We start from the raw sequence: 20003 nt of genomic DNA, 5'->3' as shown, positions 1-20003 counted from the left end.
ATGGCCGTTCTGACCGCATCGCCCACCCTGGGCGACCTGCTGAAATTCGAGTGCCATCCCAGCTATTGCCGCGAGACCGCCACCTTGAAGGCAGGCACGTCCTATCCCCTCGGCTCCGTGCTGGGCCGCATCACCGCTAGCGGTGAATACCGCCTGTCCCCCGCCGCCGAGGTGGTTGGAGACGAAGGCGCGGAGGTGGCCCTCGCCGTGCTGCTGCAAGCCGTGGACGCCACCGATGGCGTGGCCACCGGCCTGATCGCCGCCCGTGGCCCGGTCATCCTGGCCGAAGGCGCCCTGGTATTCGACCCCTCGGTCGATAGCGCGCCCGAGCGCACCGCCAAGATCACCCAGCTTGCCACCGTGGGTCTGGTCGCCCGCACCACCGTCTGATCGGAGCCTTTCCCATGAACGCCATCATCAACCCCTTCGACGCGGGCGGCTATTCGCTTGCCGAGATGACCCAGGCCATCAATATCCTGCCCAACCTCTACACCCGGCTCGGCCAGATGGGGCTGTTCCGCTTCGAGGGCGTGACCCAGCGCAGCGTCATCATCGAGCAGGCCGAGGGCGTCCTCAACCTACTGCCCACCGTGCCGCTGGGCGGCCCGGCTACCGTCGCCAACCGCGATGCCCGGAGCATGCGGTCCTTCACGGTGCCGTGGATTCCCCACGACGATTCCATCACCCCCCAGGACGTCCAGGGCGTGCGTGGTTTCGGAGTCGCCGACGCAGCCGATCCCCTGGCCACCGTCATGGAGCGCAAGCTGACCCGCATGCGGAGCAAGCACGCCCAGACGCGGGAATTCATGGAGGTCAACGCGCTGAAGGGCATCGTCCGCGACGGCGCCGGCAGCACGCTGTACGACTACTTCGCCGAGTTCGACCTGTCCCGCCAGCAGATGGATTTCGCCCTCGGCACCGCCACCACCAACGTCCAGGCCAAGATCCGCGAGGTGCTGCGCAAGGTGGAGACGGAACTGAAGGGAGAGACCATGACCAGCGTGCTGGCCCTGGTCAGCCCGGAATTCTTCGACAAGCTGATCGGCCATGCCAAGGTCGAGCAGGCCTACCAGTACTTCTCCTCCACCGGCGCCCAGCCGCTGCGGGAAGACGTGCGGCGCCGCTTCCCCTTCGCCGGCATGGTGTTCGAGGAATACAGCGCCACCGTCACCCTCTCCACCGGCCAGACCGAAACTCTGATCCCGCCGGGCGAGGGCATCGCCTTCCCGCTCGGCACCATGGACACCTTCGTCACCTATGGCGCCCCGGCCAACCTGATCGAGACGGTCAACACCCTGGGCGTGCCCATGTACGCCCGCCAGCTTGCCCGCCAGGACGGCAGCGCCATCGACGTCAAGACCGAGGCGTCCATCCTGCCGGTCAACAAGCGCCCGCGTCTGGCGGTTCGCCTGTTCTCGGGCAACTGATGAGCGCCTTCACTGACGCCATCGACGACCTGTTCGCCGATCCGAACATGGCGGTCACGGTGACGTACCAGGGCCGGTCCATCCGTGCCCTGGTACGGCGGCCCGACCGCGATATCGAATTCTCGGACATCACCGTCCACACGGGGACGGCGGTGTTCGAGGTCCAGCGGCGGGAGATTCCGGCACCCCAGGCGGGGGATGTGATCGTCCATGACGGCGACAGCTTCGTCGTCCAGGGCGAACCCCGCCTGGATGTCGAACGGCTGGTGTGGACCATCACCGTGAGGCCGGCATGAGGGTGCTTGCCGCCATCCGGGGCGACCTCACCCGTGTCATGGCCGATGAGGTGAAGGCGACAGAACGGGTCGCCAGTTCCGCCATGCGCGACGCCACCAACGGGCTGAAGCTGGACCTGCGCGCCCAAGTCACCGGCGCCGGCCTCGGCCAGCGGCTGGCCAACACCTGGCGGTCGCAGACCTATCCCGCGTCCGGCGTTTCCCTGCGCCCGGCCGGGCTGGTGTGGAGCAAGGCGCCCCATATCATCCGCGCCTTCGACGAGGGCGCCACCATCCGCTCGGCCGACGGCTTCTGGCTGGCGGTGCCCGGCCCCGGCTGCCCGGCCCGCATCGGCAAGAAGCGCCCGACGCCCCGGCTGGTCGAGGAGCGGCTCGGCATTCCGCTCCGCTTCGTCTACCGCAGGGGCGGCCCGTCGCTGCTGGTGGCCGACGACATGCGGGCGCGGCAGGGCAAACGCGGCGGCTTCGCCAGGTCCAGGACCGGGCGCAATGCCGCCACCGCCATCATGTTCCTGCTCTATCCGCAGGTGACCTTGCGCAAGCGCCTCGACATCAACCGGGCCAAGGGGGCGGCCGAGCGGCGGCTCTACACCACACTGGTCTCGGCGCTGGGGAAGAACGATGGCTGATTCTCCCCGCGAGACCGCCCTGAAGGCACTGGCGGCGCTGCTGGCCGGGATCCCCGGCGCGACCGTTCGCCGCAACGAGCCGCTGGCGGCCAAGATCCCGGCGGGCGGGCTGATCACCTTGTTCGACGGCAGCGGGGGCGAGCCGGAGATGCTGCTGTCGCCGCCCGCCTACATCCACAGCCGCCGCGCCGAGATCGAGGTGGTGGTGCAGGGCGCCACCCCGGAAGACCGCGACGGGATTCTCGACGCCATCCTCGCCGCCATTGGCGACCGGCTGGCGGCCGATCCCACGCTGGGGGGCACGGTGGATCTGGCGATGGCCGAGCCGCCGGAATTCATCACCGAGGCGATCGACGGCGCCGCCGGCCTCAAGGGGGCCAAGGTCCTCGTCGTCCTCGAATACACCGCCGGCTCGCCGCTCGGCTGATCCAGACAAAGGAACCGGTCCCATGTCGAAGACGCGCGCCTACGGCGCCGACTGCATCCTGCTGGCCGCCTTCGAGGCGGCCTATGGCACCATGCCGGCCGACGGCTACACCAGGCTGTCCTTCAAGGAAACCAGCCTGGGCGCCGAGCGGCCGCTGGGTTACGACCCGCTGCTGGGCCAGGGGCGCGACGCCCAGGATCCCTATTACGAGGCGGTCAAGGACGAGGGCGAATTCGGTGTGCCGCTCGATCTGCGCAGTCTCGGCTTCTGGCTGAAGGGATTGTTCGGCGCCCCCGCCACCAGCGGCGATGCCGGCACCGGCTTCACCCATGCCTTCGCCTCGGGCGGCTCACTGCCGAGCCTGGCCCTGGAAATCGGCCACCCGACCCTGGTGACGCCCAAATTCTTCCGCCACACCGGGGCCAAGCTGGGCAGCCTCGCCTTCGATATGGCCCGCTCCGGACCCGCCAACGCCACCATCGCGGTGATCGCCCAAGGCGAGACCGAAGCTGCCGCCACCATTGATGCCGCGCCGGCCGGCTTCGCGCTGCGCCGCTTCAGCCAGGGCAGCGGCAGCATCCTGGTCGGTGGCGAGCCGCTGGCCAACGTGGTCGGCGGGCGACTGTCGTTCTCCAACAACCTGGAGCCGGTCGAGACCATCCGCTCCGACGGTCTGATCGACGGCGTCGATGAGACCGAGGCCACCGCCGAGGGCTCGGTCGAGGTGCGCTTTGGCACCGACACCACCCTGACCGCAGCCATCGCCGCCGAAAACCCGGTGGAGATGCAGTACGGCTTCACCATCCCCGGCACTGATTATGCCCTGCGGTTCCATCTGCCCCGCGTGTTTTGCCCCAAGAAGAAGCAGGAGATCAAAGGCCCCGGCGGCATCCAGGCGGCTTACGACTGGCGCGCTGCCCGCGATCCGGTGGCGGGGTATCTGCTGCGCGTCACCCTGATCAACGATGTCCCCTCGTATTGAAGGCCCGCCCCATGATCCGTCTGTGCCTGCCCAAGGAGCCGTATTGGCTTGATCTGCCCTTCGGCGTGCGGCTCCATGTCCGCCCGCTGACCACCGCCACCTATGAGGCAGCCCGCATCAAGGGCTGGCGCAAGGCCCGCGCGGTCGCCCGCGAGTTCGCCGACCTCAAAGCGGTCGGCGGCGATGTCTCCGGCCTGCCCGATCTGCGCGACGACGATGCGGTGGCGGGGTTCTCGCAATTGCTGTTCGCTCAAAGTCTGGCCCGCACAGCCATCCTGGACTGGGAAGGCGTGCTGGATGCCGACGGCGCTCCGGCTGCGGTGTCCGACACCACTGTCGCTGACCTGATGCTGATCCAGGGCGTGGCCGAGGCCTTCGTCGGCCTCTACACCGCGCCCCATGAGGCGGTCCTCGCCGAGGGAAACGTCTCCAGGCCCGCAGCCGATGGCACTTCGGCGGCGGGCCTGGATATTGCCGCCAGTGCCGCGACGACGGCGCCCCCTGCGCCGGTGACGGAAGCTGCCCCACCGACCTGAATGAACCCGCCACCCTCGAAGGCTGGCAGGCATGGGAGATGCTGATGCGCGCCGATCCGGCCCGCTTCGACATCGCCGGCCTGCTCGCCCACGGCCGTGCCCTGGGCTTCGACGAACGGGCGCTGGCGTTGCTGCTGCCGTTCGCGGAAGCGGGAATGCGCGAGGCCCTGGCCGAAAGACATCGTGAATGAGCGAGGCGAAGTCCGAGCGCGGGCGCATTGAGCGCCCCGGAGCGTAGCGGAGGAGCCGCGCGGAGGCGCGCGCCCGGCGATTGAGGGACAACGAATGACTGCCGCCCGCACCGTCTCCATCCGCCTTGCCCTTGAAGACGGCGAGGTGTTCCGCCGCGCCCTGATGCAATTGGGCGAGGACGGCCGCCGGGCGCTGGAGCGGATCGAGCGGGCGGCACAGCCGGCGTCGAAGGCGCTGCTGGCGATCAACGAGGTCGGCCAGGGAGTGCGCGGCGTGGTCGAGGGCATGGCCGGGCGGATGGGCCTGTTCGGCGATGCGTTGATGGCCACCGGGCGCACCGGTCTGATCGCCGCGGCAGCGGTGGGAGCCGTCGGCGCCGCCCTGGTCCAGGGCGTGCGCGAGATGGAATCCGCCGACCAGTCGCTGCGCCGGCTGGAGGCGGTGCTGAAGGCGACCGGCGCCGCCTCGGGGTTGACCGCCGGCCAATTGGCCGCGCTGGCCGACGAGATGGAAACTGGCACGCTGGCCACCGCCGAGGGCGTGATGGATGCGTCCGCCGTCATGGCGACCTTCCGCTCGGTGTCGGGCGAGACGTTCACCCGTGCGATCCGCCTGGCCCAGGACCTGTCGGCGGTGTTCCGCCAGGATCTGTCGTCTTCGGCCACCCAACTGGGCAAGGCGCTGGAGGATCCCATCGAGGGCATCTCGGCGCTGAAGCGGGTCGGCGTGTCGTTCTCCGCCACCCAGAAGGAGGTGATCCGCTCGCTGGTGGAGACCGGCGATGTCGCCGGTGCCCAAAGGATCGTGCTCGACGCCCTGGAGCAACAGGTCGGCGGCGCCGGGGCGGCGGAAGCGGCCGGTCTGACCGGCGCCGCCCACCATCTCGCCGCCGCCTGGGGCAACCTGCTGGAGGAGATCGCGCGCACCAGCACGGTCGGGCGCGGCGCGCAGGGCGTGCTGCACGACCTCACCGGCATGGTCGATGGCATCCGCGACCTGCTGAAAGGCCCCGACATCGCCGCCCAGGTGGCGGCCAAGAGCCTGCAACTGGTCGAGGTCGAGGGCCGGATCGCCGAATACCAGAGCATCGGCGTCACCGGCCGCCGCATGGCAGATCTGCGCCGGCAGGCCGACCTACTCCGCCGCGACATCGACGCCCTGGTCGAGAAGGGCCGCACTGAGGTGGCGGCCTTCGAAGCCGAGCGTGGCCAAGGCGAGTCCGGCCGCCAGGCGACCGAGCGCGACCGCAATGCCGAGGCCATGTCGGTGCGGCTGAAGGCGCTGGAGGAGGAGAAGGTCAAGGCGGCCACCGATGCCGCCGGCAAGATCGCAGCCATCGAGACCCAACTGGCCCGTGACATCGAAACGGCCAGAAAGAAGGCATCGCTGCCGGGGGTCGATGCGGGCGATGTCGACCGCGAAATCGCCCTGTTGCGGCAGGTGGCGGCACGGAAGGTCGAGGCTATCGAGAAGCCGCTGGCCGAGGCCCGCCTCCGTGCTGCCGAGCAGACCCGCAAGGTGCTCGACGATCTCCAGCGCGAGCTTTCCGCCCCGTGGCAGCCCCGGCAGGCCGCCATCGACCAGTCGGTGTCGCGACTGCCCAAGGAGTCGTCGGCCAACGACCGCGCCGAGGCGGCCCGACTGGCCGGGGAACTGTTCGACCAGAAACAGGCGCTCGACGAGCTTCAGCGGGCGCTGAAGGAGGAGGCAGACGCCCGCACGCGGGGCAAGGAACTGGCCCGCCAGCACCGCACCGCCGAGCAGGAATACGCCGATACATTGCGCGAGCTGAACGACCTGCTGGCCCAGGGCGCGCTCGATGCCGACACCCATGCCCGCGCCATCGAGGCGGCCGAGAAGCGCAAGCTGGCGGCGTCCAGGGAATGGTCGGACGGTGCCAAGCGCGCCCTGGCGGCCTATGTCGAGGATTCGTCCGACGCCGCCCGCGGTGCCGAGCGTGTTGTCACCGGCATGCTGAAGTCCAGCGAGGATGCCTTCGTCAAATGGGCCACCACCGGCAAGCTGGCGGCGGGCGACCTGTTCAACACCTTGGCCGAGGAAGCCTTGCGCGCCGCCTGGCGGATGGCGGTGGTGGCGCCCTTGCTCGGCGGCGCCAGCGGTGGACTATTCGGCGGCCTGATCGCCGGCATCGGAAGCTTCTTCTCCGGTACCGGATCGGCTGGGGCCGGTAGCGGCGGCTCTGTCCCTGTGCCAGACACCGGCGCCTTCGCCATCGCCCATACCGGTGGCTTGGTTGGTCTCGACCGGCTGGAGATCCGTTCGTTCAACCCCTCGGCTTTCGCCAATGCGCCGAAGTTCCACGGCGGTGGTCTGGTGGCCGGAGAGCGCCCCATCGTCGCCCGCGTCGGTGAGGGCGTCTTCACGCCCCGGCAGATGGACAATGCCGATCGCATCCTGAATGCCGCCTTGTCGCAGCCGGCGTCGGTCGGCGTGGTGGTGACGGTCAACAACAACGCGTCCGGCACCCAGGCCCGCGCCGAGCAATCCCAGGGGGCGGATGGCCGCATCCATCTCGACATCATCGTCGAGGAGATCGAGGGGCGCATGAGTCGCCGCATCGGCCGCGGCGAAGGCATGGCCCCGGTGCTGGAGCATCGCTATGGGCTGAACCCGGCGGCGGGAAGCTATCGATGACCACCACCATCTCCTGGCCCGTCCGGCTGCCCCTGCCGACCTTCGACGGCTATGCCATCGAGCCGCAGGACGCCACCTCCCGCACCGACATGGAGGCGGGACCGGCGCGGCAGCGGCGCCGCTTCACCGGCACGCCCACCCGCATCCCGGTGCGCTGGCGGCTATCGCAAACCGACTTCGCCACCTTCGAGGCATGGTTCCGCCTGAAACTGGCCGACGGCGCGGAATGGTTTGCGATCGACCTGCTGGGCGGTGTCGGCGTCACCGGGCACGAGGCCCGTTTCCTCGGCCAGAGCAACGCTCCCTACAAGGCGGTGCCCAGTCGGGGCGGGATTTGGATCGTCACCTCGGTGTTGGAAATCCGCGAGCGCCCCATGCTCGACGAGGGGGCGCTGGAGATCCTGCTGGCAGAGGACGTGCCGGCGCTGTTCGCCACCATCGACATGTTGCATTCCGCCCTGCATGCCGGCCTGCCGGTCACCAATCGCTGGTAATCGCTCCATGACCCTGCAAACCGACCTTGCCACCGCCGTCGAGAAAGTGACGGCGGACAGCGCCCTGCTGCACAGCGTGGTTCACGGCCCGGCGACCGGAGACGCGAGTCTGGTCCCGACCGAGGGCGGTCCCGTCAAGACCGTGGCCCGCGCCGTGGCCGATGCCGAGGAGATTCTGCACCAGGAGGCCGGCGATCTGGTGAGTGCGGTCGCCGCCGCCCGTGAGGCCAAGGAGGCTGCGGCGGGATTTGCCACTGTCGCCGAAGAGAAGGCCGGTGAGGCCGATGCTGCCGTCGGCCGGGCCATTGCGGCGGCCGACCAGGCCGCCGCCGACATCCGCTCGGTGGCCACCTCCGCCGAGGCCGGCATCGGCGAGATGGTCGCCCAGGCCGATGCCCAGGTGCAGACCCGGATTGCCGCCGCCGACGGTGCCGCAGCCGAGGCGGAAGGTGCCGCCGCCGAAGCCCGTGCCCATGCGGCGCGCTTTGCCCTGCCCATCGAAGCGGTCGCCCGCCGCGCCCTGGCTGCCGATGCCCGTCAACTGGCCGGCACCCGCGACGCCTTGATGCTGTTCTCCGCCTTCGCCGATGACGCGGGGCGCTCAGAAGCCGCCGCCAAGGCCAGCGCCGACGAGGCGGCCCGACAGGTGGGCATTGCCGCGGCGCAGATGGTGGCAGCCACTCTGGCCGCCGACGCCGCCAGCGCCAGCGTGACGGAGGCCGCGGCAGTGGTGGCCCAGGCCGATGACACATTCCGCACCCTGGCGGACGAGATCCAGACGGGCATCGACCAGGCGTTGGCCGAGATCTCCGCCGCCAGTTCATCCGCAGAGGATCACATCGCTGCCAGCGCCGCCGGGTTCGAATCCGAGGTCCAGGCGCTGGCCGTCACCACCACCGGCCAGATCAATGCCGCTGCCGCCCATGTCGCCCGCTTCGCAATCCCCATCGAGCAGGTGGCCCGCGCCGCCCTCGATGCCGAGCGCCGCCGCCTGCTGGACGCCCGCGACGACCTGCTCCGTTTCACCACGATCCTCGAAGGCTGACGCCAATGCCCACATTGCAGGACCGCATCGACGCCTTCTTCGCCGATCCGCTGGCCGATCTCGACGCCCAGCGTCAGGCGCTCGACGCCATGCTCGTTGTGCCCGATGTCGCCGGCCGCGACGCCATCCCCCTGGACGCCCGCGCCCTCAATCTGTGGGTCAAGGTGCAAAACCCCGAGTGCCTGTTCCGCTGGGACGGCGCCGCCTGGGAGCCGTTCTCGCCGCTCGACGCCCTGCTTCCCGCACCCGTGACCAAGCGCAAGCCCGCCGATGCCGGTGAACTGCTGGAGGACATGGCGCTGTTGGGAATCGATCTCCTGTAACCCCCATCACAGAGGAGAAATACCGTGTCCATCGCATCCCTTCGCGGCCTGATCGAGACGATCAAGGGCCGAGGCCAAACCCTGGCCGCAGCAGCCGGCGAGGACGGGGCGTCCGCCCGCGACCTCGTCTATCTGGCCAAGGCGGTCGAATCCATGGTCGGCGCCGATGCCTTGCTCGGCTTGCTGGACGAAGCCGGAAAGCCCGCCGAGATCGTCACTGTCGCGGCCCCCGGCACCGCCATCCTGACGCTGACCGAGGATCAGGTGGCGCGCGATGTCGTCGTGCTGCGCCCGGACCAGGGGGACTTCACCGCTGCTGAGGTCGTGGTGATCGCCCCGTCGCGGGGCTGGGCCGTCATCATCGACAACGAACTGCCGCTCCCGGTACGGATCAAGACCGCGATCCAGACGGTGGCTGCGATTTCCGTCGCGCCCGGCAGTAAGGGCTGGCTGTTCTGCGACGGCGGCATGGTCGATCACGTCTTCGATGTTACCGCCGCAATTGCCGCCGCCGCATCGCCCCTGGCGGTGCGCGGCGATCTCTATGTCCGCAATGGTTCCGGCAATGCCCGTCTGCCGCTGGGCGCCGCGTCCAAGTTCCTCGGCTCGGACGGCACCGATCCCAAATGGCTGTTGCCGCCCGGGCGCACCAACTCGCGGGCCAAGTATCTCGCCAACGATTTCATCGCCCGCGACGTCGACGACAATCTTGTCGCGGGGGGCAATGCGGTGTCGCTGGTCGCCACGCCGCGCCTGGCCAACCTGATCACCGACGCGGTGGTCTTTCCCGATCATGCCAATTTGGGTATCTGGGACGCCGACAGCCAGTCCGGCATGACGTCGATCTATCGCGGCCTGGCGGCGGTGTTCCAGGACGGCGGTCTCTCCGTGTGGGGCAATTCCAACTCGGGCCGCAACGGTGATCCCAACGGCTCGCATTGGCCCCATTTCCAGCCCGCGCTGTACCGCACCACCAACGAAGGACATCTGGTCACCGAGAACCTGACCGATGCCGGGGTCAAGCAGGTCTACGGCAATTACGGCACCACCATGATCCTGCTGGAGAACGGGGAGTTGTACGCCACCGGCTACGGTGGGCATGGCCAGCAGGGCGACGGCACCACCTCGAGCAAATCCTTCTTCCAGCGCATCGTCTTTCCCGGCGATGCCGGTCCCGTCCGCTACGTGGTGTCGACCTGCATGACCGGGCCGGACAGCAGCGCCGCGTTCTACGCCCTGATGGAGGACGGCGACGTCTATTCATGGGGCTACAACGGCTATGGCCAGCTCGGGCACGGCGACACCGGCAACCGCACCATCCCCACCAAGATTGCCGCCTTCGAACGCAATGTTCAGTGCATCGTGGCGGCGGGCGGTTCCTACGGCTTCGCCCACTTCGTCACCACCGACAACAAGCTGTTCGGCTGCGGCTACAACGGCTATGGCAATCTGGGCGACAACACCACCGCCAACAAGCCGGCTCCCGTGCTGATCGACGCGGGGCCGGTAGTGAAGTGCGCCAATACCGGCTACGGCTCCCACAATTTCGCTTTCTACATCAAGGCCGACGGCAAGCTCTACGCCATGGGCTTCAATGAGAGCGGGCAGCTTGGCGACAATTCCGCCACCAACCGCAGCACCCCGGTGCTGGTCGGCAATCTCGGGCTGACCGACCCGACCAAGGTGATCGACATTTGGGCCTATGGCGCCCGCTACGGCGCGGGTGGCTTCGCGCTCACCAAGAACGGCCAGTTCTGGGCCTGGGGCAGCAACGTCAACGGCCAGCTCGGCCTGGGCGACACCAACAGCCGACAGGCTCCCGTCCTGGTGCCCGGCGTCGAGCATGTTTCCCAGGTGGTGTCGCCGACCACCGGCATCAGTCAGGCCACCCAGTACCACTACAACAGCGTTCTGCTGCTGCGGCACGCCTCGGCCGCCGACCGCATCGCGCGGCGCAGCGGCTATCCCATGACCGCCGGATGGGGCGGTTCGTTCATCGGCACCCCCAACGCCTCCAACCCGACTACCGTGTTCCGCATGGTCGGGTTCCCGCCGAAATACCATGGCCGCATCCGCCGTATCGGCTGCTCGGGCTATCACGACGGCACCGGCAATTCCGAGCAGGACGCCTACGCCCTGGCCATGGACGGCACCGTCTTTGCCTGGGGGCCGTCCAGCAACTACGCGCTCGGCGACTGGATGAACACCAGCACCACCTGCCCGCAGCCGCTGAAATTCTGATCGGAGGAGATGATCATGAAGGTTTACGCCTACACCCCCGCCAATGGCCTGCATTGGCTGCCGGCCGCCCAGTACGAATCCCTCGGCCAGTGCGGCGGCAAGCATTACTTCGCCATCCCCGACGATGCGGAAATCCCCGATCAGCCTGAGGAAATCGGCTTCGGCCCGGTCACCGAGTCTGACGAACTTCGTCAGGTGGTCGAGACCGCGCCCTATTTCTTCCGCTGGCGCGGCAGCGCCGACCTGACCGCCGAGGCGGCCAAGGTCGGCATCGTGCTGGAGTAGGCGGCCATGGCTGCGGAACAATCCCCGGAAATCTGGGCGGGTATCGCCACCCAGTATGTCGGCGCCTGGGGGCAAGCCGCTCCCATGGTCCAGGTCGCCGCCATCGCCGCCACGGTAATCATCATCGCCATCATCGCCTGGGCATGGTCGAGGAAGCAGGGGGCGTCGGACTCCTCTGGCGTGCCCGTCGAAGCCTTCGCCCATGTGGTGGAGGAGCAGGCCCGCCAGACCGAGGCCCTGCGCTCGGCGGTCGAAGGCCTGTCCGAGATCGTCCACCAGATCCGCCTGCTGCTGGAAGCCCGCACCCTGTGCCCCTATGGCGAGGACCGGCGGGATGCCTGATCCGGCTCTCAGCCAGGCGCTGAAGGAGGCGTTCGCCTCCGCCCCCAGCGGCACGGTGATCCTGGATACGCTGGAGATCTGGCATCCAACCTTCGACGAGCCGATCCGGGTGGTCCGCGACCATGCCGATCTCACCGCCCGGCTGGAGGTAAGCGCTCCCCGCGATGGCGGCAAGCTGGTGACCTTTGCCGCGTTGGCCTTCGAGTTCTCGCCGCCGCCGGTGGATACCGCTCCGGTGCCGGAAATCACCGTCACCCTCGACAATGTCGGCAGCGACATCACCGATGCCCTTGAGAGAGCCGCCATCAGCCAGCAGGTGATCGAGATCACCTGGCGGCCCTATCTCTCCACCGATCTCGACGGCCCCCATATGGACCCGCCCATCACCATGATCCTGACCGATGTCGAGGCCGACACGATGAGGGTCACGGGGCGCGCCCGCATGCTGGATGCCGGCAACAAATCGTTCCCCTCCATCACTTATACCGCCCAGCGCTTTCCCGGACTGGCACGCTGATCTTCGCAGGGCGCTGCCCTGCACCCGCCAGGGACTCGGTCCCTGGACCCCATTCCTTCGAGGGCATCATGCATTGGGCTGTCGCCTATATCGGCCTGCCGTGGTCCGTCCACGGCAGCGGGCCGGACTCGTTCAATTGCTGGGAATTCGTCCGCATGGTGCAGGCCCGCCATTTCGGCCCCATCCTGCCCGAGATCGGCAATCCCGAAGACATGCTGGTCATGGGCCGGACCTTCCGCGACCACCCCGAGCGTCGGCGCTGGGCCAAGGTTGACCCGCCTACGGAAGGCGATTGCGTGCTGCTGCGTCGGTCCCGCCATCCCATTCATGTGGGCGTCTGGCTCGACGTGGATGGTGGCGGCGTCCTCCATTGCAGCCAGGAATCCGGCGTGGTGTTCCAGCGCTCCGACGCCCTTCGCCTCAACGGCTGGGCCATCGAGGGCTTCTATCGGTTTGCGCCATGACCGCCTCCATCGTCATCGTCACCAATCCGTTCGAGCCGGTGACCAGCCGCTCGGTGCATGCGGTGGAAGCCGGGATCACGGTGGGCGCCCTGCTGCTGGACTGCGGCATTGCCGAGGATTGCTGGCCCGATGGACCGGAAATCCTGATCGGCGGCATGGCGGTGCCGGTCGGCATCTATGCCGTCCGGGCCATCGGCGACGGCGAGGTCGTCACCGTCATTCGCTGGCCCCAGGGCGGCGGGGGCGGAGGTGGCGGGGGCGGCAAGAACCCCATGCGGATCGTGCTGACCATCGCGGTGATGGTGGCCGCCATCTATCTTGGCCCCATGGCGGCGGTGGCCATGGGTTACACCGCCACCGGCACCGCCGCGGCGATGGCCACCGCCGGCATCGCCATGGTCGGCTCGGTGCTGATCAACACCGTGATTCCGGCCCCCAAGCCGTCGATGCCGTCGCTCAACTGGGGCGGCAGCGGCAGCGCCCCGGCCCCCAGCCCGACCTATTCGATCCAGGCCCAGGGTAATCAGGGCCGATTGGGGCAGCCGATCCCGGTGATCTATGGTCGCCACCTGATCTATCCCGACCTCGCCTCGGAGCCCTACCAGGATTACGTCGGCGGCGAGCAGTACCTGTATCAGCTCCACGTCATCGGCCAGGGCGAGTATGCGGTCGAGCAGATCCGCATCGAGGACACCCCGATCTCGTCCTTCGAGGAGGTTCAGACAGAGATCGTCCCGCCCGGTTCCCCGGTGACGCTGTTCGAGCCGGACGTGGTCACCGCCGCCGAGATCGCCGGCCAGGAGCTGGTGGCGCCCAATCTGGTGGCCTCCGGCGACGATGGCTTCATCGGCCCGTTCACCGCCAATCCGGTCGACACCACGGCCGGGGCGCTGGGCATCGACGTGGTGATGCCGCGTGGCCTCTACTATGCCAATGACGGCGGCAGCCTCGATAGCCGCACCGTCCAGTGGCAGGTCGAGGCGCGCGCCATCGATGCCGACGGCGCGGCCGTTGCCGGCTGGTCGGTGCTGGCAACCGAATCCCACTCCGCCGCCAACAACACCGCCATCCGCCTGTCCTTCCGCTATGCGGTGTCGCCCGGGCGCTACGAGGTCCGCCTCAAGCGCCTCGACACCAAGGACACCGCCGAGCGGGCCGGTCACGAGATTCGCTGGGGAGCCCTGCGCGCCTATTTGACCGGCCAGCCCGATTTCGGCGCCATCACCCTGTTGGCGGTCAAGATGCGGGCTACCGACAATCTGTCGCAGCGGTCCAGCCGCATGATCAACGTCATCGCCACTCGCAAGCTGCCGGTGTGGTCGGCGGCGGGCGGTTGGTCGGCACCGCAACCGACTCGTTCCATCGCCTGGGCCTTCGCCGATGCCTGCAAAGCGGACTATGGGGCGAAGCTGGCTGATGCCCGCATCGACCTCAAGACGCTGGCCACTCTGGATGCCGTTTGGGCCGCCCGTGGCGACAGCTTCGACGCGGTGTTCGACACCAGCATGACGGTGTGGGAGGCCCTGACCCGCATCGCCCGTTGCGGCCGCGCCGTGCCCATCCAGCAGGGCGGCATCGTCCGCATCATCCGCGACGCGCCCCAGACCATGCCGGTGGCCATGTTCGGGCCGCGCAACATCGTCAAGGGCTCGTTCAAGATCAAATACGTCATGCCCGGCGACGACACCGCCGACGCGGTGACGGTGGAGTATTTCTCGTCGCGTACCTGGAAGCCCGACGAGACCACGGCGAAGCTGCCCGACAGCCAGGGCGACAACCCAGCCAAGGTCAATTTGTTCGGCTGCACCGCCAAGGACCACGCCCAGCGGGAAGGTCTCTACATCGCCGCAAACAACCGCTACCGCCGCCGCCTTGTCACCTTCCGCACCGAGTTGGAGGGCATGATCCCCACCTACGGCGATCTGGTCGCCATAACCCACGACATGCCCCGCTGGGGGCAAGGCGGCGAGGTGATCGGGCACCAGGGCGACGTGCTGGCCCTGTCCGAGCCGGTGGAATGGACAGAGGGCGCCACCCATTACCTGGCGCTACGTCGCCGCGACGGCAGTCTTGCCGGGCCGTTCCGAGTCCAGGCGGTGCCCGGTGATGCCACCCTGGTTCGCGTCCTCGATCCCCTGACCGTCACCCCCTATGTCGGCGGTTCGGAGGAGAGGACGTATTTCAGCTTCGGCCCCGGCCAAGCCTGGGCGCAATCCGCCCGTGTACTGGCCATCCGCCCCCGCGCCGAGCAGGTCGAGATTGTCGCCGTCGCCGAGGATTCCCGCGTCCACGTCAACTGAGGTTCCCATGCTGACCGCAGACATCCTGCGTGCCGCCCTGCCGGCGGCGCGGCCCACCGATATTGCCCGTTTCGCCACCCCGCTGGCCGAGGCTTGCGCCGAATGGGTCATCGACACGCCGCTGCGGCAGGCGGCCTTCCTGGCCCAGATCGCCCATGAAAGCGGACAGTTCCGCGCCCTGGCCGAAAACCTCAACTACTCCGCCGAAGCGCTGCTGCGGGTCTTTCCTCGCCACTTCGACGCGGGCCAGGCCGCTACCTATGCCCGCCAGCCGCAACGCATCGGTTCCAGAGTCTATGCCAACCGCATGGGCAATGGCGATGAGGCCTCCGGCGACGGCTGGCGCTATCGCGGCCGTGGCCTCATCCAGGTCACCGGCAAGGCGAACTATGCCGCTTGCGGCACCGCCCTCGGCCTCGACCTGATCGCCCAGCCGGACTTGCTGGAACAGCCCGCTCCCGCCGCCCGCTCGGCCGTTTGGTTCTGGCACAGGAACGGCCTCAACCGACCAGCCGATGCCCGCGACATCGAAACCATCACCCGACGCATCAACGGCGGCCTCACTGGACTCGACGACCGCAAGGCCCACTACGCCCACGCCTGCGCCGCCCTGGAGGTCTCCCATGAACTTGCTTGATCTCCTCGGCGAGGCCGCCGCCATCGCCGCCAACCCGGTCGCCGGTCTCGCCAAGGTGGCCCTGGACGTCGCCCCCGACATCGCCGGCCTGTTCGGTGACGATGCCGAGAAGGCGGTGGGCAAGTTGGCCGACACCGTCCGCGCCATCACCGGCACCGACGATCCCGCCCAGGCCCGCGAAGTGCTAGCCGATCCCAACCTCGTCTTCCAGCTTCGCTCCCAGGCCCAGACCTTCGCCCACGAGGAGCGGATGCAGCAGATGGCCGGCGCGCTCACCACCCTGACCGCGACCCTGGCCGACCGTCAGAACGCCCGTGCCAGGGACAGTGAGTTCATCAAGGCCGGCCGCAGCAACACCCGCGCCAACGTCCTGCTGGTCACCGCCGGTATGGGCATCATCGGCGGAATCGCCTTCATGGTGTTCGGCCAGGTCGATGGCAACACCGCCGTCGGCGGCTGCATCATTTCCGTCGTCACCTTGCTGGCAGGTAAGTTCGCCACCGCCTTCGACTTCGAGTTCGGCGGCTCGGCGGATTCCGAACAGACCCGCACCCTGCTGGCGCAGGCGCCACCGATCATCGGGAAATAGAGCGCATCGTTTCAAGTACTGCGGCCGACCGGGAGGCTTTCTCCCGGTCGGCCGCTTTTCGTGTTTTTGGCCTGCAACAAGGCAGGCCACCGGTGGGCTCCGCACGGGTTCGCCGCCATTCCCACCCCCGCGCTCGATCCGCCCCTCGCGACGGCATCTCCTGCGGTCCCCGCGCTTTCGGGTCCGGGTCCCCGGGTCGGGCGGTTCCTTCACCTTTCAGGTCGTCGCTCCTCCTTGGTCAAGCGACGCGGCGGCGATGATCGCCCGGAATTCATCGAGAAATTCGGGATGGTAGGCGGCGAGATATCGCGTGACCTCGGGGGTGCCCACCAATTTCGTGAGGTAGCCTATGGCGATTACCAATTGCAGCACGTCATCGCCATACGAGGCCTCCACGGCTTTGAAATCGCGCTGCAGCGACTCCATCTCGCGCTCCATGCGGGCCATTTGCTCGGGAGTGATTCCTCCCACCTCCTTTGGCTTCTCCGGGTGGACAAGATCATGCTGGCGCGTGGCCGCAAGCAGGGCCTGGGCATAACTCGATGCGAAATTCCCCGCCGCTGCCATCAGCTCGGCAGCCTCGATCTGGCGGCCCGGCTTCATCTTTTTGAGGGTCTCAAGGGTCCTGGGATTGACCGACTTGTCCTTCAGAAGGTCGATGACCTCGGGGCAGATGCCCTCCAACAGGCTGCGCCGCCGCTTGATCTGCTTGATATCGACGTCCAGTGCCTTGGCGATCTTTTCCTCAGGAACGCCACGCTCAAGGGCGCGCATGATCATGTAGTGCTCCTGGATGGTCGCCAGCCGGTTGATGCGCTTGTTGTAGGTGTAGGATTCGTCGTCGTCGGAGATGAGGCAGCGGATCTTGCGCTCCCCCATGTCCACCAGTACCGCGAGGCGAAGGTGGCCATCCAACAACAGATAGCGGCTGTCACCGTTCTTGGGGCGGGCGACCACCAATGGCTCGATGATGCCCACCTCTGCGATGGAGGTCGCGATCAGCTTGTACTTGGCGGATTGTTTCTGGGCGTCGGTGACCTGATGCAACGGCAGTATGGATTCTGCCGGCACGGTGACAAGGGAAGATTCGAAGGCGGCCTTCACCGGCTCCGGCACGTCAGCCTCCGCTTCCACCCAGGCGCTCCGCCAAGGGGCGCGGAATGGTGTGCAGCGATTCAGCCCGCAGCAGGGTCACGAAGTGTTCGTCATCCAGCAGGCGGCGCAGAGCGTTCACCACGAAGATCAGACGGCTCTGAGTCAATGTTGCCTTCTTCACCAGTAATTTCTGGCGATCCGTTTCTTTGCGATAGGCGCGGACCAGCGCGTCGGCCGTGACCTGCTTCTTCGATCGGTTGCCGCCGGTCGACTGCATACGTTTGCCGCTGAGGTTGCGCTGCTCGATGATCCGCCGGATCGCCACCAACTGGTTGCCCGGAAGTGACCTGTTCTCGTAAGCTTCGGCCAGCGCCTGCTGGACGTCGGCATCCTTCGCGCGGGCAATCTCCATGGCAATGCTGTAGGGCATCACGCCACGCTCGATGGCAGCCAGCAGTCGCTTCTCCCCATGGTCCAGGAGAAAGCAAAGCGCGTAGATGTACTCATTGCTGAATCCGGTCTTGGCGGCGATCTCGCTGATCGAATAGCCACGCTCCTTCAGCGAGCCGATCTCCCCCAGCAGTTCGAGGGGCGTGTGGTGCCGGCGGGCCAAGTTTTCCACCAGCGACATGACGAAACAATCATCTTTGGTAGCCTGAACAACCACGGCCGGGATCTTTTTCTGCCCCAGCGCGAGGAACGCCTCCAGCCTGCCCTGGCCGCACACCAGGTCATAGCCGGAACCATCGCCTCGCAGGCTGACGGTGATCGGCTTCTTGAGCCCGAGGTTGGCGATGCTGGTCACCAGTTCCTGAAATATCCGCTTGTTGCGGACACGCGGGTTCAACACCGTAATGGCGTCGACAGGGATCATATGGATCTGCTGGTTTGCGTCCTCGTTCATGCGACGCTCCTGATGTTTGCGCGGGAGGCCAGCCAGAAGAAGTGGTCGATGGAATCGAAGCGATAGGCGTCCCAATAGATGCTGTTCTCTTCCTTCAGCCGGACGGCTCCGGCCGCCACGTCGACCCGGGGCAGAAGGTAGTAGTCGAGCGGGTGCTCGTTCCCGGCATCCATGCGGACGGCCAGGGTGATGTCCGGGCGCAGGCCGGCATCGAAGCGCATTTTCCAGCGCAGTGAGCCGGCGGGCATCGTCAGGCAGCGTACGATCACAATGGAAGCAGTGAACTCCTCGTTCACCGTGAGGATGTCGGTTGCCGGGTCACACCGCACGCTGCCGCCGAGGTGCTCGATCCTTGAAATTACCTCGGCCAGAATATCCGGGTGCATTCGCCGTAGGACGCGGTTGATCTCGATGTATCGGTAATCGCGATCGGGCGAGTAGCCGACCAACTGGTAGGCACGCAGCAGACTGCCGAAGCGAGTGCGATAAGCCGAACTTGACGGGAGATGCTCGGTTTCGTCGATGATCAAGCCCGAGAGGTATCCGCGCTCGAAGACCAACTGCTTCAATCCTTCTAGCATCTCCTCGTCGGAGAATCGAAGTGAACGTTGGCAGATGATCGCCTGTGCGGCATCAAACAAATGTCGGTCAATGATCGGTTCGAATGCACCATCTGCGCGAACCCACAAGTCCGGACGGTTTCTGACCCTTCGCTTTTTCAGCTTGAAGGACATCCGGTTCCAGACATTGTTGCCGATGTACTTCTCGTTGATCAGCACTTGATGGACGGTGCCCCGTGTCCACGGGTGGCCGAGGTCCGTGGAAATGCCGCGGTTGTTGAGGAGTAAGGCGATCTCCCGTTCTGACATCCCTTCTTCCACGAAGGCCCGGTACATCCATTGGACGGTGGTCACCTCCTCGGGCGGTCCAGGAATCAGAACCACGCGGTCGGTGTGGATGCTCTTGTGCTCGCCGCGTACCAGTTCGCCTTTGGCTGCGCCTGTGTGGTCAATGAGCTCCCGGCGAAGCCCATAGCCGGACGGGCCTCCCTGCCGATATCCGTGCTCGATCAAGCGGCATTGGCCGGCAAAGACCTTGACGGAGAGCTCGCGGCTATATTCGCCGGCCATCTTGCGCTTGAGCATTTTCTGGATGTCGGAACCGAAGCTGCCGTCGTTTTCGAAGGGCTCGGCGCAATACTGAACATCGATTCCGGCACGCCTGCAGACGAACTCGTTGTGGGCGGCCTCGTCGGCGTCCTGGAACCGGCCCCAGCGGCTGACGTCGTAGACCAGGATGAGGGAGAAATCGACGGCCCCGCCCTGAACGTGCTCCAGTAGCTGTTTCAGAGCATCGCGCCCGTCCAGACTCAGCCCACTCTTACCCTCGTCGGCGTAGGTACGAACGATTTCGATGCCGCGCCGAGTCGCATACTGGCGGATAGCCTCTTCCTGGTTCTCCGTCGAGTATTGCTGGTGCTCGGTCGACATCCGCACGTACTGGGCCGCGCGGATCGGGCGCGAATGTGGGGCGGTGGGGTGCTCTGAAGGCGGGTGCGGCATTTGTCCGGCAGGGGTTCGGGGTGCTCTTGAGCCCTACCATGTTTTTACGCTGCGTATAATT

At 67.1% G+C, this 20003-nt stretch carries 23 protein-coding genes; 20 read left to right on the top strand and 3 right to left on the bottom strand.

All coding sequences use genetic code 11. From position 1 onward, the window contains the following. The 20 genes from H261_RS05360 (at position 1) to H261_RS05270 (ending at position 16381) form a co-directional block, all read left to right on the top strand. Positions 1-390 (top strand): head decoration protein, encoded by a 390-nt coding sequence (locus tag H261_RS05360; protein WP_008615183.1) that lies wholly within the window; start codon positions 1-3, stop codon positions 388-390. 14 nt (positions 391-404) lie between these two features. Beyond that, the gene (locus H261_RS05355; protein ID WP_008615182.1) at positions 405-1427 is read left to right on the top strand and encodes a major capsid protein; all 1023 of its coding nucleotides are present in this window, start codon (positions 405-407) and stop codon (positions 1425-1427) included. Further along, positions 1427-1723: a head-tail joining protein gene (locus tag H261_RS05350; RefSeq protein WP_008615181.1), complete on the top strand. Its 297-nt coding sequence runs from the start codon at positions 1427-1429 to the stop codon at positions 1721-1723. Before H261_RS05355 ends, H261_RS05350 begins: the two co-directional genes overlap by 1 nt. Beyond that, the gene (locus H261_RS05345; protein WP_008615180.1) at positions 1720-2352 is read left to right on the top strand and encodes a DUF6441 family protein; all 633 of its coding nucleotides are present in this window, start codon (positions 1720-1722) and stop codon (positions 2350-2352) included. The genes H261_RS05350 and H261_RS05345 overlap by 4 nt, the downstream gene beginning before the upstream one ends. Next, the gene (locus H261_RS05340) at positions 2345-2779 is read left to right on the top strand and encodes a hypothetical protein (RefSeq protein ID WP_008615179.1); all 435 of its coding nucleotides are present in this window, start codon (positions 2345-2347) and stop codon (positions 2777-2779) included. The genes H261_RS05345 and H261_RS05340 overlap by 8 nt, the downstream gene beginning before the upstream one ends. A gap of 22 nt (positions 2780-2801) precedes the next feature. Further along, complete coding sequence (locus tag H261_RS05335) at positions 2802-3761, top strand: phage tail tube protein (protein ID WP_008615178.1); 960 nt, start codon at positions 2802-2804, stop codon at positions 3759-3761. Between the two features lie 11 nt (positions 3762-3772). Then, on the top strand, positions 3773-4297 hold the full coding sequence (locus tag H261_RS05330; RefSeq protein WP_040475742.1) for a hypothetical protein: 525 nt from the start codon (positions 3773-3775) through the stop codon (positions 4295-4297). Between the two features lie 44 nt (positions 4298-4341). Next, positions 4342-4488 carry a DUF7697 family protein gene (locus H261_RS25350; protein WP_156521137.1) on the top strand — a complete coding sequence of 49 codons (147 nt, stop codon included), beginning with the start codon at positions 4342-4344 and terminating at the stop codon, positions 4486-4488. 94 nt (positions 4489-4582) lie between these two features. Next, positions 4583-7144, top strand: a complete 2562-nt coding sequence (locus tag H261_RS05325; protein ID WP_008615173.1) for a phage tail tape measure C-terminal domain-containing protein — start codon at positions 4583-4585, stop codon at positions 7142-7144. Continuing rightward, positions 7141-7638: a hypothetical protein gene (locus tag H261_RS05320; RefSeq protein ID WP_008615166.1), complete on the top strand. Its 498-nt coding sequence runs from the start codon at positions 7141-7143 to the stop codon at positions 7636-7638. The genes H261_RS05325 and H261_RS05320 overlap by 4 nt, the downstream gene beginning before the upstream one ends. Before the next feature lie 7 nt (positions 7639-7645). After that, on the top strand, positions 7646-8683 hold the full coding sequence (locus tag H261_RS23235; RefSeq protein WP_008615165.1) for a hypothetical protein: 1038 nt from the start codon (positions 7646-7648) through the stop codon (positions 8681-8683). 5 nt (positions 8684-8688) lie between these two features. Further along, entirely contained in the window at positions 8689-9006 is a 318-nt protein-coding gene (locus H261_RS05310) for a hypothetical protein (RefSeq protein ID WP_008615164.1), read from the top strand. 24 nt (positions 9007-9030) lie between these two features. Next, the gene (locus H261_RS05305; protein WP_008615163.1) at positions 9031-11247 is read left to right on the top strand and encodes an RCC1 domain-containing protein; all 2217 of its coding nucleotides are present in this window, start codon (positions 9031-9033) and stop codon (positions 11245-11247) included. Between the two features lie 15 nt (positions 11248-11262). Further along, positions 11263-11532 carry a hypothetical protein gene (locus tag H261_RS05300; protein WP_008615162.1) on the top strand — a complete coding sequence of 90 codons (270 nt, stop codon included), beginning with the start codon at positions 11263-11265 and terminating at the stop codon, positions 11530-11532. A gap of 6 nt (positions 11533-11538) precedes the next feature. Beyond that, positions 11539-11874: a hypothetical protein gene (locus H261_RS05295; protein WP_008615161.1), complete on the top strand. Its 336-nt coding sequence runs from the start codon at positions 11539-11541 to the stop codon at positions 11872-11874. Continuing rightward, the gene (locus H261_RS05290) at positions 11867-12391 is read left to right on the top strand and encodes a DUF1833 family protein (protein ID WP_008615160.1); all 525 of its coding nucleotides are present in this window, start codon (positions 11867-11869) and stop codon (positions 12389-12391) included. Before H261_RS05295 ends, H261_RS05290 begins: the two co-directional genes overlap by 8 nt. A gap of 68 nt (positions 12392-12459) precedes the next feature. Beyond that, the gene (locus H261_RS05285) at positions 12460-12855 is read left to right on the top strand and encodes an NlpC/P60 family protein (protein WP_008615159.1); all 396 of its coding nucleotides are present in this window, start codon (positions 12460-12462) and stop codon (positions 12853-12855) included. Then, on the top strand, positions 12852-15155 hold the full coding sequence (locus H261_RS05280) for a host specificity factor TipJ family phage tail protein (RefSeq protein WP_008615158.1): 2304 nt from the start codon (positions 12852-12854) through the stop codon (positions 15153-15155). The genes H261_RS05285 and H261_RS05280 overlap by 4 nt, the downstream gene beginning before the upstream one ends. Before the next feature lie 7 nt (positions 15156-15162). Continuing rightward, positions 15163-15792 carry a glycoside hydrolase family 19 protein gene (locus H261_RS05275; RefSeq protein WP_008615156.1) on the top strand — a complete coding sequence of 210 codons (630 nt, stop codon included), beginning with the start codon at positions 15163-15165 and terminating at the stop codon, positions 15790-15792. After that, positions 15779-16381 (top strand): hypothetical protein, encoded by a 603-nt coding sequence (locus tag H261_RS05270; protein WP_008615154.1) that lies wholly within the window; start codon positions 15779-15781, stop codon positions 16379-16381. Before H261_RS05275 ends, H261_RS05270 begins: the two co-directional genes overlap by 14 nt. Before the next feature lie 216 nt (positions 16382-16597). On the opposite strand, the gene H261_RS05265 is transcribed toward H261_RS05270, so the two are convergent. From H261_RS05265 to H261_RS05255, 3 genes are read right to left on the bottom strand one after another with little or no spacing between them, the layout of a single operon-like run. After that, entirely contained in the window at positions 16598-17515 is a 918-nt protein-coding gene (locus H261_RS05265; RefSeq protein ID WP_008615151.1) for a plasmid partitioning protein RepB C-terminal domain-containing protein, read from the bottom strand. After that, positions 17499-18380 carry a plasmid partitioning protein RepB C-terminal domain-containing protein gene (locus tag H261_RS05260; protein ID WP_008615149.1) on the bottom strand — a complete coding sequence of 294 codons (882 nt, stop codon included), beginning with the start codon at positions 18378-18380 and terminating at the stop codon, positions 17499-17501. The genes H261_RS05265 and H261_RS05260 overlap by 17 nt, the downstream gene beginning before the upstream one ends. Next, a complete protein-coding gene (locus H261_RS05255) occupies positions 18377-19942 on the bottom strand; it encodes a recombinase family protein (protein WP_268743945.1) in 1566 nt (521 codons plus the stop codon). The genes H261_RS05260 and H261_RS05255 overlap by 4 nt, the downstream gene beginning before the upstream one ends. Positions 19943-20003 lie beyond the last annotated feature (61 nt).

This window comes from Paramagnetospirillum caucaseum, assembly GCF_000342045.1.
Lineage (GTDB): Bacteria > Pseudomonadota > Alphaproteobacteria > Rhodospirillales > Magnetospirillaceae > Phaeospirillum > Phaeospirillum caucaseum.
Note: the sequence above shows the minus strand (reverse complement) of the source record. Positions and strands in the feature narration are given on the sequence as shown.